The following is a 14,142-nucleotide window of genomic DNA, read 5'->3' as shown; positions in this document are numbered from 1 at the left end:
CAGTGACAGGGGCTGTTTCGCTTCATTCTGGGTCTCCGCAGGGCCGCGCGGTCCGATGGCAGCGCGGGAGCGGAAACGCTCGCCGTATCGTCCGTTGGCGATCCGGTTCCCCTTCCGGGCAAGGTGGAAGTTGTCGGGCCTTCTACGTGGCGCTAAGCGCCGTGTCGGATTTCGCTCCGCTTTTCCGGTAGTCGTGGAGAGGCGTCTAAACATTTAATAAAATAAGTATAAATCAAGTATATTATTTAGGCTATCTAAATGCGTAAAATTACAAGTAAATAATATTGGATTTTTATTATAACCTAATCGGCTCGGCAAACTATATATTTTGAGCCGATCTGTATCTTCCGCTCGAGTTCGTAATGCGGGAGATATTTATGCTGAGACCTCTGACGATTCCATTCGTCGCGCTGGCGATGGCGACCGGCGGGCTCAATGGATTCCCGGCCCACGCGCAATCTACCGGGGGAGCGGTTACCCCGGGCGCGACCTTCTCGACGACGACATCGCCTGCGGGAGGCTTTGCCGGAGGCGGCGCGGCCACATCCGAGTTCTCGATCGGGCCGGGGAGTATCGTTTACGCGCCGCAGCCGAAGGCGAAACAGGATACGAACTCCGAGCCGGAGACACCGATCGGCATCTATGATCCGTTGCGCAAGGCCAAGCGCGTACGCGGCATGGAAATCGAGCACGTGTTCATTCCCTGGCACGAGTTCGATGCGGCCGAACTCCAGCATACGGCTCGCTACGCGCGCAAGCGCAAGCGCCGGATGATGATAACCGTCGAGCCCTGGACGAACGCGCCCAATAGGACCGATGGCGGCGAGAACCTGTTCGGCGACATCGTTGCCGGGGCCTACGACGAGACGATCACCAGTGTCTGCACTGAGATCAAGAAGGTCCGTCGTCGCCCCTTGGTGCGTTGGGGCCACGAGATGGAAGAAGTTACAGGCCGCTACCCTTGGGCGCGCTACGACAGCGCCGGCTATATCAAGGCCTATCGGTACTTCGTCTCGACATGCCGCGAGATTGCGTCGAAGGCACGTTTCGTCTGGTCGCCGATCGGCCATGAAGGGCTGGACGACTATTATCCGGGGAGCGCTTATGTGGACATGATCGGGTTTCCGGTCTGGGGTTACCGGAAGGCGGATCAGAAGTGGTACGGCCATGCCCGCACATTCGGTGAGGCGGTCCGCGAGAAGTACAATCGCGTGAAAGGATACGGCAAGCCGATGATCCTGGCCGAAATCGGCATCAGCGGACCGCGCGGATACGAGCGCCGCTGGGTCAAGGGGATGAAGAAGGCAACCAGCACGTTCAGCCGTCTGAAGGCAGTGGTCTACTTCAACATGCTGGAGCCCGCCGCGTGGCCCGATGGACTGGGCAAGCCCGATTGGCGGATCAAACCGCGCCTCCTGCGCTAATGCAGCCGCGCCGCCGGACCCGGCCTTTCTCACCGGCCCGGCGGCGCCCCCGTGTCGCCTCCGATACGGCAAGGTTCCCTTGACCGGCCTGCAGTGCCCGTCGATATCTTTGTGACCTAGCGTAATAGTGAGTGTCGGAGGCGCCTTGGCGTTCGGGCGCCATGTCGTTTTTCGCCATTATTTAAAAGGATAATAGAATCCGAGAGTTCGGCGGAAGCTCCCGGTATCTTTTGTAATGCATTCTATCCCGACGTTATTGGGCCGAGGGTGCATCAATGTTCAAATTGTCGGTACTCGGATTGATCGCAGCCGTGGTCGCAAGTGGTTTGATGCACGGAGAGCCCGCGGAGGCCACAAAGGAGGCGACCGCGACGGCGAGCCTGGGCGTCTACGATCCGACGCGCGACTATCACCGTGTGGATCGCATGGCGATCGAGCACGTGTTCATTCCCTGGCAGAGTTTCGATCAGGCCGAATTGCGGCAGACCGTTCGCTACGCGGGTCAGCGCGGCCGGCAGATGTTGGTGACTCTGGAGCCGTGGACGAAGGCGCCAGACTGGCGGGACGGCGGCGATACCCTGTTCTCCGACATCCTGGCGGGCGGCTACGACGATGCCATTACGGCGTCGTGTACCGAGATCGGTCGCATGGACGGTCTCGTCATGGTCCGCTGGGGCCACGAGATGGAAGAGGTGACCGGCCGCTATCCCTGGGCGCGGCACGACAGCGCCGGTTACATCGAGGCCTACCGGTATTTCGTCTCGGCATGTCGAGAGATCGCCCCGAGGGCGCGGTTCGTGTGGTCGCCGATCGGCCACGAGCCGTTGAAGCGTTACTACCCTGGCGACGCGTATGTCGACATCGTCGGCATACCGGTCTGGGGATACCAGAAGGCCGACCGTCTCTGGTACGGCTCCGACCGGAGTCTCAGCGACGCCGTGCGCGAGAAGTACGTGCGAGTATCTGGCTACAACAAACCGGTGATCATCGCCGAACTCGGCGTGGTCGGCTCTCGCGCGTACCAGGCGGAGTGGTTGTCGGGACTGGAGTCGGTGCGAAAGGCGTTTCCGCTGATCAACTCCGTTGTCTACTACAACAGGAAAGAGCCAGCGGAATGGCCGAATGGGCTGGGCAAGCCGGATTGGCGCGTGGGCCCGCAGGAATTCGCGAGCCTTTCCGAAAAGTTCTGAAGTATCGATGTCGACAAAAGCAAAGCCCCGCGCCGGAGGTCTCCGGCGCGGGGCTTTCTGTTTCGGCGATCGAAGCCGGTCAGTTGCTGAAATCGAAGGTGTCGCTCGGAACCCGCCAGTTCGGTGTGCCGTGTCCTGGCCACGCTACCGGATCGATGTCGTTGAAGTAGATGACGCCTTCCAGCTGCGTGAATTGCGCGCCGGGCGAGACCAGTTCCTGGAGGCAGCGGTCGATATAGACCTGGTCTCCGGCGCATCCGGCTTCAGCCACGACCACCGGCTTGTTGTATTCCGCGACCAGCTTGTAGCGGGCGGCCAGGTGCTCGGTGAAGCCCATTTCCCGGCCGTACTGGTCCTTGTCGTACTGTTGGAAGCCGAAGACGGTCAGGCCGATCGTATCGACGTAGGTATCGCCGGGATAGTAGGCCTTGAGCGAGGCTTCGCCCAAGGGCGACCACATGAACTTGGCGTTCGGAGCAACCTTCCGGCACTCGTTGACGAAGCGTCGATACGCCGTCACGTAGTCCTCCGGCGACCAGAGCGACCAGGCGTAGCGCTCGGTGTTCGAGTCCATCTCATGCCCCCAGCGGATCGTGACGGGGGTATTGAGTCCGCCGATCGCGCCGCAAACCTCTTCGATGTGCCCGTCGTAGTCGCCGGCGAGGATCATGTCGTGCAGTTGGTCGTTCGGCAGGGTCCCGTCGGTGCTCCACGACCAGGGCTCGACGCTCAGCAGCAAGTCGCGACCGCGTTCGGCCGCGTAGGCGTCGGCCTTGCGAAGGCTTGCTAGATCGATGTTCGACCACGGCATGAAGACATGCTCGATGTCGATGCCCTTGGTGTTGGCGAAATCGGCATTGGGGTCGTAGACGCCGAATGCTGGCTTCTCCGGCGTCCCGGCCAGGCCCGGCTGCGGAACCGCCGCCGCAAATGACAGGATAGCGGCCGCCGCGAACGGCAGGACGAATTTCAGGTTTCTCTGGTTTGTCGGTCTATGCATTTCAAGAACCATCTTGTTTACATTGGCGCCGGCAAGCCGGTGCGTTGAACGTCCGTCGCCGCTAGCGGATCGAGACCAGGCGCATCTCGGCCTCTTCGTCTATCGTCCGGCCCGCAGGAGAACCATTACCGCTATGTGCGGCGGGGGGCTGTGCCGGCGCGTGGCGGCCGTCATCGGCTCCGGTTTGCGTGGAGCGACCAATCCCCACAGCCGTGAAGCCGTGCTTTACGAGTTTGTCCGGCGCGTAGACGTTGCGCAGGTCGACGAAGACCGGGGTCCGAACCAGTCCGCGCAGCCGCTCCAGATCGAGGCTTTGGAATTCATCCCAGTCGGTCATGAGCACGACGGCGTCGCACCCCTTGGCGCACGTGTAGGGGTCGTCGGTGAATTCGACATCGGACATGAGCGGGCGCGCCTGCGGCATGCCTTCGGGATCGTATGCGCGGACGGTTGCCCCAGCCCGCTGCAACAGCTCCACGACGGGAAGGGACGGAGAGGCGCGCATGTCGTCCGTGTTGGCCTTGAAGGTGAGGCCGAGCACCGCGACGGTCTTGCCTTCGACGGATCCGCCGACGGCGTCCATGATCTTCAGCGCCATCCGCCGCTTGCGCGCGTCGTTGACCGAAACGGTCGTCTCGACCAGCCGCATGTCGACCCCATGGTCCTGTGCGGTGCGCAGCAGGGCGAGGGTGTCCTTGGGAAAGCACGAACCGCCGAAGCCGGGACCTGCCTTCAGGAACTTGGCGCCGATACGGCTGTCCAGTCCGATACCCTCAGCCACCTCGTCGACATCGGCGTCGACATGCTCGCACAGGTCGGCGATTTCATTGATGAAGGAAAGCTTGGCGGCGAGGAACGCGTTGGCGGCGTACTTGATCAGTTCCGCGGTCCGTCGTTTGGTGATCAGGATCGGCTGCCCGTTGGCCCGCACCTGCTCGTAGACGGCAAGCATGATCTCGCGGGCACGCTCGTCCTCGGTGCCGATGACCACGCGGTCCGGTTTGGTGAAGTCCTCGATCGCCGATCCCTCGCGCAGGAATTCGGGGTTCGAGACCACCGTCACGTCGGCGTCGGGTCGTACCTGGGAAATGATCCGTTCGACCACGTCGCCGGTGCCGACCGGAACCGTCGACTTGCAGACGACCACGGTGTATCCGTCTATCGCCTCCCCGATATCGCGCGCGACGTCGTAGACGAAGGACAGGTCGGCCTCGCCGTCGCTGGCACGCGGCGGGGTTCCCACCGCGATGAACACGACGTCGGAGCCCGCGAGCGCCGCTGCGAGATCGCGGGTGAAGCTGAGGCGGCCGCGCGCGACGTTCGCCGCGATCATCTGCTCGAGGCCGGGCTCGTAGATCGGCACGCCGCCGTTGGTCAGGAGTTCGATCTTGGCCGGATCTCGGTCGACACAGACGACCTCATGGCCCCAATCGGCAAGACAGGTGCCCGTGACGAGCCCGACATATCCTGATCCGATGACTGATATTCTCATGTCCCAGCCCTTCTCCCGTAGCCTCAACGCCGACTCAGCACAGACGGTATCTTGCAGGCTCCGATCCCACATAACCTTGCGTTCGTTACTTGACATCCGAAATTATCAGTCACGGGGCCACATATCCTTGAAGAAGTTGGGATTGAGCTTGAGCGTGGTTATGCCACGCCCGCCGTGACCGGCGCCTGACACCGTATAGGTCAGCTTGGTGAGTCCGATATCCTGCGTACCCCAGGCGATCGCCTCAATGCCTGTCTGGCCGTTGACCGCGATGGCCGCGACGGGCGTCGCCGATGCCAGAACGACGAGCCCAGCCTGCGCGGCGACGATGCGCACCGGCTTGCTCTTGATCTCGAGGCCGTTTTCCTTGAGGTGACCGCCGACGATCACCATCAGCGAGACCGCGTAGAACGCGGCGCTCAGGCAGGCGAGCACGTAGAACCCGCGCGCGACTTCGATATTCGGCAGAACCAGCGCCGGTATCGCCGAGCCGATGGCGAGAAGCGCATAGGGTGTCACCACCCGGAAGGGCAGTGGTGCAACGGCGCCGGCCCCTTTCGGCGTGACGCGGAAATCCACGAAGGTTCCCGTAATCCAGTCACGACAGGCGGCGACGGTGCCGAGGATGGACCAGGGCCAGCGCACCAGCGCGAAGACCATCGCTTCCCAGCTGACGATCTTGGTGTCGACCGGCCGCGCCCACCCACCGCTCTTCAGGATGTAGCACAGGATCATCATGGTCACCGAGACCGGGAGCGCGTGCAGGATGAAGTTCGGATAGCTGACCTGCGCGTAATTGAAGTCGAAGACCAGCGCGATGATCGGCAGCAGGTACATTGCCGCCATTGAAGACGAGAAAAACGGGTACCAGAGCTGCGAGAACAGGAACTGGAACTTCAGCCGGGGCGGCAGCATCGGCACGTATTTCGGTGAATACTGCAGCAGGATCGTCACCAGGCTGCGCGACCACTGGAACTCCTGGGTGGCCAGGTCGGCGAAAGTGTTCGGACCGTCGCCATGGGCGATGGCGTCGATGGCATGAACGCCCCGCCAGCCATGGGCGTTCATCATCAGCGTGGTCGAATGGTCCTCGGCGAGCTCGGGCCCGAGGCCTCCGATCTCCTTCACCGCCCTGGTGCGGACCGCGTAGTGGGAGCCGATGCACAGCGGAGCCCAGCCGCCGGTATAGCCGACCTGCAACGGGCCGTGAAACATCCCCTCGACATAGAGACGCCCGCGGGCCGACCAGCTTTGGGCCGCGTTCTTGTCGCATATGCTGGGCGCCGACACGTAACCGACCGAGGGGTCGGCGAACGGCTTGACCATCTCTTCGAGATAGGTCGGCGACGGCACATGGTCGGCGTCGAGCTGCGAGACGATGTCGTAGTTCTCGTAGCCGTAATGGTCGTAAAAGAACGAAAGGTTGCCTTCCTTGCAGCGGGTCCGTCGCGGCCAGGTGGTGCGATGATAGTCCTCCCGACCGCGCCGGGTGGAGATGAACACGCCATGCGCCTCGCACCAGGCGATCGTTTCCGCGCTCGGGTCCTCGTCGGCCAGCCAGGTGTCGTGCGGGTACGTCTGCCCCAGCATGGCACACAGCGTTTCACGGACGACCGGGAACGGCTCCGACGGCGCCTTAGTGACCACCATGGCGACACGCACGTCGGTCGGGGCGGGCCGTTTCGGATTGGCTTTCTTCGCGTTGAACATCACCGCTACGAAATAAAGCGGCAGGAGCATAACCCACGCGACGAGCACCGAGAGCACGACGTAGGGCAACGTGCTGATATTGTGCTCGGGCCGAAGCCACCAGCCCCAGAAATAGACGAGGCTGGCGACCCAAAGCGCGACGCCCAGATAGAAAAGGGCCTTCTGCCCTCGGCTCATCAAGGGGACGAGGTAGGGGTCCGCGTCGGGAATTCGCAGCGGCATTGTCCGGTCGTAGACGAGATCGGTCATGACAACAAATCTAGTCCGAACGTCGGCGCCGCGGTCCTGACGATCGTGTCGATATCGGACAGATTCGCCGAGAATCCGAGCGTGTCCCGGGCGAGCCGGGGATCGGCGACGAGGACCGGCGGATCGCCGGGCCGGCGCGGCTCCATGACGGTCGGCACCTCGCGCCCGGTAATACGTTGGATCGCGCGCAGGATCTCGAGGATCGAAATCCCGTTGCCGGTGCCGAGATTGACGGCCGCGCTGGCGCCGCCCCTGGCGAGATAGTCGGTCGCCATGGCGTGAGCGCGGGCCAGATCGGTCACGTGGATGTAATCGCGCACGCAGGTGCCGTCGTCGGTGTCGTAATCGTCGCCGAAAACGGAAAGATGCGGGATTCGGCCACTTGCCGCCATCAACGCGCGCGGAATCAGGTGGGTCTCCGGATCGTGCCGTTCGGACAGCTCCCCGTCCGGATCGGCGCCGGCCGCGTTGAAGTAGCGCAGCGCCACGTACCGCAGACCGTAGGCGGCCGCGTAGTCGGCGACGATCTCCTCCATCATCAGCTTGGTGCGGCCGTAGGGATTGATCGGATGCTGAGGCTCCGCCTCGCTGATCGGCAGCGTGCTCGGGATGCCGTAGGTTGCGCAGCTGCTCGACAAGATGATGTTGCCGACGCCCGTGGCGCGGCATGCGTCCAGCAGCGAAAGCGCGCCGGCGACATTGTTGCGGTAATATTTGGCCGGGTCCTCGACCGACTCCCCGACATAGGCGAAGGCCGCGAAGTGGATGACCGCGTCGGGACGGTACTCGGCAAGGGCGGCGGCGACGCGGCCCGTATCGAGAATGTCGCCGGGGACGAAAGGCCCCCAGCGCACTGCATCCTGATGGCCGGCGATGAGATTGTCATACGTAACCGGCACGACGCCATGCTCCGCCAGCACCTTGCAGGTGTGGCTCCCGATGTAACCGGCGCCGCCGGTTACGAGGATTCGCCGTTCGCTCAAGCCGCCGAACCGGCCGCGACCGGACCGCCCTCGCTCAGGCACCGGTCGAAATAGTCGATCGTCTTGGCCAGGCCTTCGGCCAGCGGGACCTTTGGTTCCCAGTCCAGCGTCTCCCGGGCACGCTCGATATTCGGCTGCCGCCGATGCGGGTCGTCGATGGACGCCGGAAGATGAACGATCCTGGAGCGCGAGCCGGTCATCTCGACGACCATGTACGCGAAGTCGCTTATCGTGAACTCGCCCGGATTGCCGAGGTTGATCGGCCCGGTCACCGTGTCGGGCGACGCCATCAGCCGGACGAAGCCCTCGATCAGGTCGTCGACATAGCAGAACGAGCGGGTCTGGAGACCGTCGCCATAGATCGTCAGATCCTCGCCCTTGAGCGCCTGGACGATGAAGTTCGACACGACCCGGCCGTCATCGGGGCGCATCCGCGGCCCGTAGGTGTTGAAGATGCGGGCGACCTTGATCCGGGTGCCGTACTGGCGGTGATAGTCGAAGAACAGCGACTCGGCGCAGCGCTTGCCTTCGTCATAGCAGGCGCGCGGGCCGACCGGATTGACGTTGCCCCAATAGCCTTCCAGCTGCGGATGCGCGGTCGGATCGCCGTAGACCTCCGATGTTGATGCCTGGAACACCTTGATGCCGCGCGCCTTGGCGACTTCCAGCACGTTGAGTGCGCCCAGCACGCATGTCTTGGTGGTCTGGATCGGCTCGGCCTGATAGTCCGGCGGCGATGCCGGGCAGGCGAGATTGTAGATCGCGTCGACGTCCATGCCGTGGGGAACGGTGACATCGTGCTCGATGAACTCGAACCGGGGATTGTTCACCAGATGCGCGAAGTTGCTCCGGTGTCCGGTTTGGAGGTTGTCGAGGCACAGGACCTCATGACCTTCTCCAATAAGGCGATCACACAGGTGCGAACCAAGAAAGCCCGCGCCTCCGGTCACCAGAATACGTTTCGGGTTAGTGTGTGTCCGCGAATATGAAGTAACTCGCGGCGACTCGAACTGTCTGACGGTCATACCCAGCCTACTTGTCCTAGCCGCGTCGACGACCTCCCCAAAGGTGGTCCCGGCATTCCATTCCAAACGCTGCGCATCGACGATGTCGCAGCCCGATAGTTCCTCACCTCGTGTCCCGTTTTGACCGGATCGCGTCCCCCGTGTCCCAAGAAAGGGGACAAGTGCGACGGATCCGGTTGGATCCAGGTGCCCGTTGGCCAGTGTTCTTGTGGTCCTGCCTTGGCCGTTACCTCGATCGGTGCATGTTTCGGGCCAAAGTCGGATGAGATCCGACATGGGCGGAAGCTATCGATGCAAAACGTACCGTGCCGAATACCGGGCATCCGGAAGATGCGATTTCGGCAACTTGTAAGTTGCGAGCTAAAGCTCAAAGGTCCCTTTTGCGACGCGCCTCAACACCGAAACACGCGAATAAACTGTCGTAACGTAAGATATATTCTTTAGTATGCTTTTAGCGATTTGGTCATTCAGGCTATCCCTATTTGAGTGCTTGAGTCCGGCCGATGGAGTCTTTGCAATACTCCATCTCGGCGCTTTCTTCCCAGCAACTCCGTAGTTTTGGGCTCCTGTCTTCGTCTTCGTTCTGTTTTTCATAAATTTGTTTGTATTGCAATCGGACGACAGGCGTTTCGAGGATTAAAGTTTCGTATGGTTTGCGGTGTGCGGCTCAACTGGCAGGCGAAAGAGTTATGTAAAAACAGAGTGATAGTCGGAAGTGCGTTGTTTGCTGCGCTGCAAAGCATAGGTGCTATGGCCGTAAGGCGTAGGGGCGCCGGTTGTGCGCATGCGACACCGCTCGCCTGGCCTTTGTGGGAGGGTGAGTCGCGTGATCAGACGGGGGGCATTAAATAAAACGCCGTTAATCATTAATAGTTTTTCGGCATAGTGCCGAGGAGCCCAATAAAAGCGGGCGTGGTCTATATTAACGAGCGTCTTCCTTGAAAGATGTGCCGGCCGGTTGATTCGGTATCGTCGGCGCCTCCGGCGGTCTTGGTGCCGCGCGCATTGCCAGCGGCTGTGGTCATTCCGGCACGGGACCCGGCGTTACTGGCGACATCGTTCGCCGCGGTGGGCGCGGTTTCGGGAAAGGGGGGGGGCTACGGCGGCGCGCGTCGCGCGGCGAATCGCCAAATTCCGATTGAGCCAGGGTCCAATTGAGCATTGCCGCGGGCGGCTGGCCGGTCACGGGCCGGCATGGTCCGGGAATGGTGGGCCCGGCAGGACTCGAACCTGCAACCAGACCGTTATGAGCGGCCGGCTCTAACCAATTGAGCTACGGGCCCGGGATGCAAACCGGAGCGTTCTTATCGCAGGACGTTGCCGGTCCGGCAACTGCAAGACGCTGGCCCTCGTAAGCGGAGGAAAATGGCTCGCATGGAAAGGAAGGGTTGGCTGGGGGACCTGGATTCGAACCAGGACTAGCGGAGTCAGAGTCCGCGGTTCTACCGTTAAACTATCCCCCACCCGGGGAGTTGTGCTCAGATAGACCACCGCCGCGGATTTCTCAACCCCCCTGACCGGCATTCGGGTGAATTGAAGCGGGATATCGGAACGATCGGCCCGAAATTCCCATTATCCACCATGGAAATGGCCCGCAGGGGGACAAATCGGATACTGTCTCCCTATATAACGCATTCTAGAAACTGAATATGAATCCGCCCGGCGTGGCGTTCTGCCCGCCGCCATCCGTATCAGATCGGGAGTGAAAGCATGAAAACCGCGAGACCGGACGTTGTCGGCTTCTACCATGAGGCAACCTTCTCGATCGCCTATCTGGTGATCGATCCGACGACGCGCCAGGCCGCGATCATTGATCCCGTGCTCGACTACGACGAGAAGGCGGGCCGCGTTTCGACGGATTTTGCCGACATGCTCCTGGCGGAAGTGGAGAAGCGGGGGCTGTCGATCGCCTGGATTCTCGACACCCATCCCCACGCCGACCATTTCTCGGCGGCCGCCTATATGAAGGAGAAGTTGGGCGCACCGACGGCGATCGGCGAGCACGTCATCGACGTCCAGAAGCTCTGGAAGGATTTCTACAACCTGCCGGACTTTCCCGCCGATGGGTCGCAATGGGACCGGCTGTTCGCGGAGGGCGACACCTTCCAGATCGGCGAATTGCAGGGGAGGGTGATGTTCTCGCCGGGCCACACGCTTGCCTCCATCACCTACGTGATAGGTGATGCCGCCTTTGTCCACGACACGCTGTTCCAGCCCGATTTCGGCACCGCGCGCGCCGACTTTCCCGGCGGCGACGCAGCCGAGCTCTATCGGTCCATCCAGGCGATCCTATCGCTTCCCGGCGATACGCGCCTGTTCACCGGCCACGACTATCAGCCCGGCGGCCGCCCGGTCGCCTTCGAATCGACGGTGGACGAGCAGACGCGCGAGAACATCCATCTGAAGGACGCCCCGGACGAGGCGACCTACGTGAAGCGCCGCAACGAACGCGACGGCACCCTGCCGATGCCCAAGCTCATCCTGCACGCCCTGCAGGTGAATATCCGCGGCGGCCGTCTGCCTGAGCCTGAAGACAACGGCCGCGTCTATCTCAAGATCCCGATCGGTGTGCTGTAACGGCACACGTCGTTCACTCGGTGGAATAGCGTGTGCCGTGGCGGGCGGAGAAGTCGGCGAAGGGCAGGCTCTCGAGGCGTTCCAGGCACGCATCATCGTCCGAGTACGCGAACGCGTAGATCCGGACGGTGTCGCCGTCCAGCGCCAAGCGGCAGAAACCGTTGGTGTCTGCCGCGAATTCGACCGGGCATGCGTCCAGATCGATATGGGGAACCATGGCCTCGAACATCGTGTAGGGGATGTAGCAGGCCTGCTCCGCTGCCGCCGGCATCGCCGTGAAGGCGAGAACCGCGAACAGACCGAATCGTGATGGCATGTGTCGCTCCCATGTGTCCGGATCGGCACGCCGACCCCAGATCATAACATGACTATAAAAGTCATATTATGGGGAATCGATGCGACACCGCGGCGCAGAGGCCGTCACTCGGGTAGGTCTTGAGTAAGTGCGCAGATTGCGCTTTTCCGTCGTCTTGCTAACCTGTCACGCAACTCGCAATCCGCGCCGCGCCATGGCGCGTCACACGACGCGACGGCCGGCGAGAAGGGACAGGACATTTGGACAGGAACGACGGCAGCGCCGGATTCGAGGCGCGCGGGCCGGCGGGCAATGGACGGTCTGGTGACAGAAGCCGTTCCCGACACCGTCCCCGCGGGCCCGGGAACAGCCGTGCTTCGACGGCGAACGGCGACTTTTACGCCGCCCTCGATCTCGGCACCAACAACTGTCGCCTGCTTGTCGCGCAGCCGACGCGCCGCGCCTTTCGAGTCGTCGATGCGTTTTCCCGCATCGTTCGTCTCGGCGAGGGGGTGACCGGCTCGGGCCGGCTTGCCGACGATGCCATGAAGCGGGCCGTCGACGCGCTTGTCGTGTGCCGGGACAAGATGAATGCCCGCGGCGTCACGCGCCGCCGTCTGATCGCCACGGAAGCCTGCCGTATCGCGGACAACGGCGAGGAATTCCTCACCCGCGTCCGCGAGGCGACCGGCCTCGAGCTGGAGATCGTCAACCGGGAGACGGAAGCCCGTCTTGCGGTATCCGGTTGCGCCTCGCTGGTCGATCCGGACGCGCACGGTGCCATCGTCTTCGACATCGGCGGAGGCTCGACCGAGCTGGTCCTGCTCAAGGCGGGCGGCAACGGCTTCCGCAGTCCGTTCGCCGTGCAGCAGAACGTCGCCGCCTGGACCTCGTTGCCGATCGGTGTCGTGACGGTGTCTGAGATGTTCGGCGGCCGCGATGTCGACCGGGCACTGTTCGAGCGGATGGTCGCCCATGTGCAGGAGGCGCTGGCGGCGTTTGCCGGCGAGGTCGGTCGCCTGAGCCGTTTCGACGAGGCCGGTGTTCATCTGCTCGGCACGTCCGGCACCGTGACGACGATCTGCGGCGTCCATCTCGGCCTCGACCGCTACGACCGCCGGCGCGTCGACGGCACCTGGATGCAGCGCGACGACGTCGTCCGCGTCACCGGCGAGCTTCTGGCGATGGATTACGATCAGCGCGTCGGCAACCCGTGCATCGGCGCCGAGCGCGCCGATCTGGTTCTGGCCGGCTGCGCGATCTTCGAGGCCATACGGCGGATCTGGCCCTGCGATCGCGTGCGCGTCGCCGACCGTGGCCTGCGCGAGGGCATGCTGCTCACGCTGATGGCGGATGACGGCGTATGGCGCCGCGGCCGGCGCGGCGGGCGGCGGCGCGGCAGGAGCGGCCGCCAGCAGGGCGGCCAGCCCGACCACCCGACCGGAGACAATTCGTGACCAGCAAGTCCGGCGGCCGCCAGGACCGCCTCAAGGTGCGCGTGAAGACGGCGAAGAGGCGCTCGACCGCCTCCACCCGCTGGCTGCAGCGCCAGTTGAATGATCCCTATGTCGCCAAGGCGCGCTCGGAGGGCTATCGCTCGCGCGCCGCCTACAAGCTCGCCGAGATCGATGACAAGTACCGGTTCCTCAAGCCTGGTGGCCGCATCGTCGACCTTGGCGCGGCCCCCGGCGGCTGGTCGCAGGTCGCAGCCGAGCGGGTCGGCTCGGCCGAGGGAAAAGGCAAGGGCAGGGTGGTCGGCATCGACATCCTGGAGATGGACCCGGTCCCCGGCGTCGAGGTCCTGCATCTCGATTTTCTCGACGACACCGCGCCCGAGCGCCTGCGCGAGGCGCTAGGCGGGCCCGCCGATGTCGTCCTCTCCGACATGGCTCCGCCCACGACCGGTCACAAGCAGACCGACCATCTGCGCATCATGGGCATGTGCGAGACGGCGCTGGAGTTCGCCCGCGAGGTGCTGGCGCCGGGCGGAACCTTCCTTGCGAAGGTGTTGCGCGGCGGCACCGAGGCTCAGCTGCTGAACGACCTGAAGCGGGATTTCGACAAGGTCCGTCACGTCAAGCCGCCGGCGAGCCGGGCCGATTCCGCCGAACTCTATGTGCTGGCGATGGGCTTTCGCGGCGGCGATGCCGGTCCTGGCGACGACGCTGGTCCCGGCGACGCGAGGTGAGGGGCGGCC

The 14,142-nt window shown here is 63.1% G+C and carries 10 protein-coding genes, 2 tRNA genes and 1 pseudogene; 5 read left to right on the top strand and 8 right to left on the bottom strand.

Annotated elements, in window-relative coordinates; translation table 11 throughout:
* Nucleotides 1-416: 416 nt before the first annotated feature.
* Together MUB46_RS03745 and MUB46_RS03740 are read left to right on the top strand one after the other, a co-directional pair.
* On the top strand, nt 417-1,424 hold the full coding sequence (locus MUB46_RS03745) for a glycoside hydrolase family 26 protein (RefSeq protein WP_261614539.1): 1,008 nt from the start codon (nt 417-419) through the stop codon (nt 1,422-1,424).
* Between the two features lie 275 nt (nt 1,425-1,699).
* The gene (locus tag MUB46_RS03740; protein ID WP_261614538.1) at nt 1,700-2,614 is read left to right on the top strand and encodes a glycoside hydrolase family 26 protein; all 915 of its coding nucleotides are present in this window, start codon (nt 1,700-1,702) and stop codon (nt 2,612-2,614) included.
* A gap of 79 nt (nt 2,615-2,693) precedes the next feature.
* Here the strand turns inward: MUB46_RS03740 and MUB46_RS03735 are convergent, their stop codons facing one another.
* The 7 genes from MUB46_RS03735 to MUB46_RS03705 all read right to left on the bottom strand — a co-directional run bounded on the left by MUB46_RS03735 (nt 2,694) and on the right by MUB46_RS03705 (nt 10,536).
* Nucleotides 2,694-3,614, bottom strand: coding sequence for a glycoside hydrolase family 26 protein (locus tag MUB46_RS03735; RefSeq protein WP_261614537.1), 921 nt, complete (start codon nt 3,612-3,614; stop codon nt 2,694-2,696).
* A 61-nt stretch (nt 3,615-3,675) separates the two neighbouring features.
* Nucleotides 3,676-5,106, bottom strand: coding sequence for a UDP-glucose dehydrogenase family protein (locus tag MUB46_RS03730; protein ID WP_261614536.1), 1,431 nt, complete (start codon nt 5,104-5,106; stop codon nt 3,676-3,678).
* Between the two features lie 105 nt (nt 5,107-5,211).
* Nucleotides 5,212-7,065, bottom strand: a complete 1,854-nt coding sequence (locus tag MUB46_RS03725) for a glycosyltransferase family 2 protein (RefSeq protein ID WP_261614535.1) — start codon at nt 7,063-7,065, stop codon at nt 5,212-5,214.
* Entirely contained in the window at nt 7,062-8,048 is a 987-nt protein-coding gene (gene galE / locus MUB46_RS03720) for a UDP-glucose 4-epimerase GalE (protein WP_261614534.1), read from the bottom strand. The genes MUB46_RS03725 and galE overlap by 4 nt, the downstream gene beginning before the upstream one ends.
* Nucleotides 8,045-9,073, bottom strand: a complete 1,029-nt coding sequence (locus MUB46_RS03715; RefSeq protein WP_261614533.1) for a UDP-glucuronic acid decarboxylase family protein — start codon at nt 9,071-9,073, stop codon at nt 8,045-8,047. The genes galE and MUB46_RS03715 overlap by 4 nt, the downstream gene beginning before the upstream one ends.
* 1,206 nt (nt 9,074-10,279) lie before the next feature.
* Nucleotides 10,280-10,356, bottom strand: a tRNA-Ile gene (locus MUB46_RS03710).
* Between the two features lie 106 nt (nt 10,357-10,462).
* Nucleotides 10,463-10,536: transfer RNA gene (locus tag MUB46_RS03705), tRNA-Gln, on the bottom strand.
* Nucleotides 10,537-10,783: 247 nt separating this feature from the next.
* Between MUB46_RS03705 and MUB46_RS03700 the strand changes: the two genes are divergently transcribed.
* Nucleotides 10,784-11,650 (top strand): MBL fold metallo-hydrolase, encoded by an 867-nt coding sequence (locus MUB46_RS03700; RefSeq protein WP_261614532.1) that lies wholly within the window; start codon nt 10,784-10,786, stop codon nt 11,648-11,650.
* Between the two features lie 13 nt (nt 11,651-11,663).
* Here the strand turns inward: MUB46_RS03700 and MUB46_RS03695 are convergent, their stop codons facing one another.
* The gene (locus MUB46_RS03695) at nt 11,664-11,966 is read right to left on the bottom strand and encodes a hypothetical protein (protein WP_261614531.1); all 303 of its coding nucleotides are present in this window, start codon (nt 11,964-11,966) and stop codon (nt 11,664-11,666) included.
* 314 nt (nt 11,967-12,280) lie between these two features.
* On the opposite strand from MUB46_RS03695, the pseudogene MUB46_RS03690 reads away from it, so the two are divergent.
* Both MUB46_RS03690 and MUB46_RS03685 read left to right on the top strand, forming a co-directional pair.
* A pseudogene (locus tag MUB46_RS03690) lies at nt 12,281-13,402 on the top strand (Ppx/GppA phosphatase family protein); the annotation flags it as partial.
* Nucleotides 13,399-14,133 (top strand): RlmE family RNA methyltransferase, encoded by a 735-nt coding sequence (locus MUB46_RS03685; RefSeq protein WP_261614529.1) that lies wholly within the window; start codon nt 13,399-13,401, stop codon nt 14,131-14,133. The pseudogene MUB46_RS03690 and the gene MUB46_RS03685, both read left to right, overlap by 4 nt.
* Nucleotides 14,134-14,142 lie beyond the last annotated feature (9 nt).

The sequence above is a fragment of the Microbaculum marinisediminis genome, from assembly GCF_025397915.1.
GTDB lineage: Bacteria > Pseudomonadota > Alphaproteobacteria > Rhizobiales > Tepidamorphaceae > Microbaculum > Microbaculum marinisediminis.
Note: the sequence above shows the minus strand (reverse complement) of the source record. Positions and strands in the feature narration are given on the sequence as shown.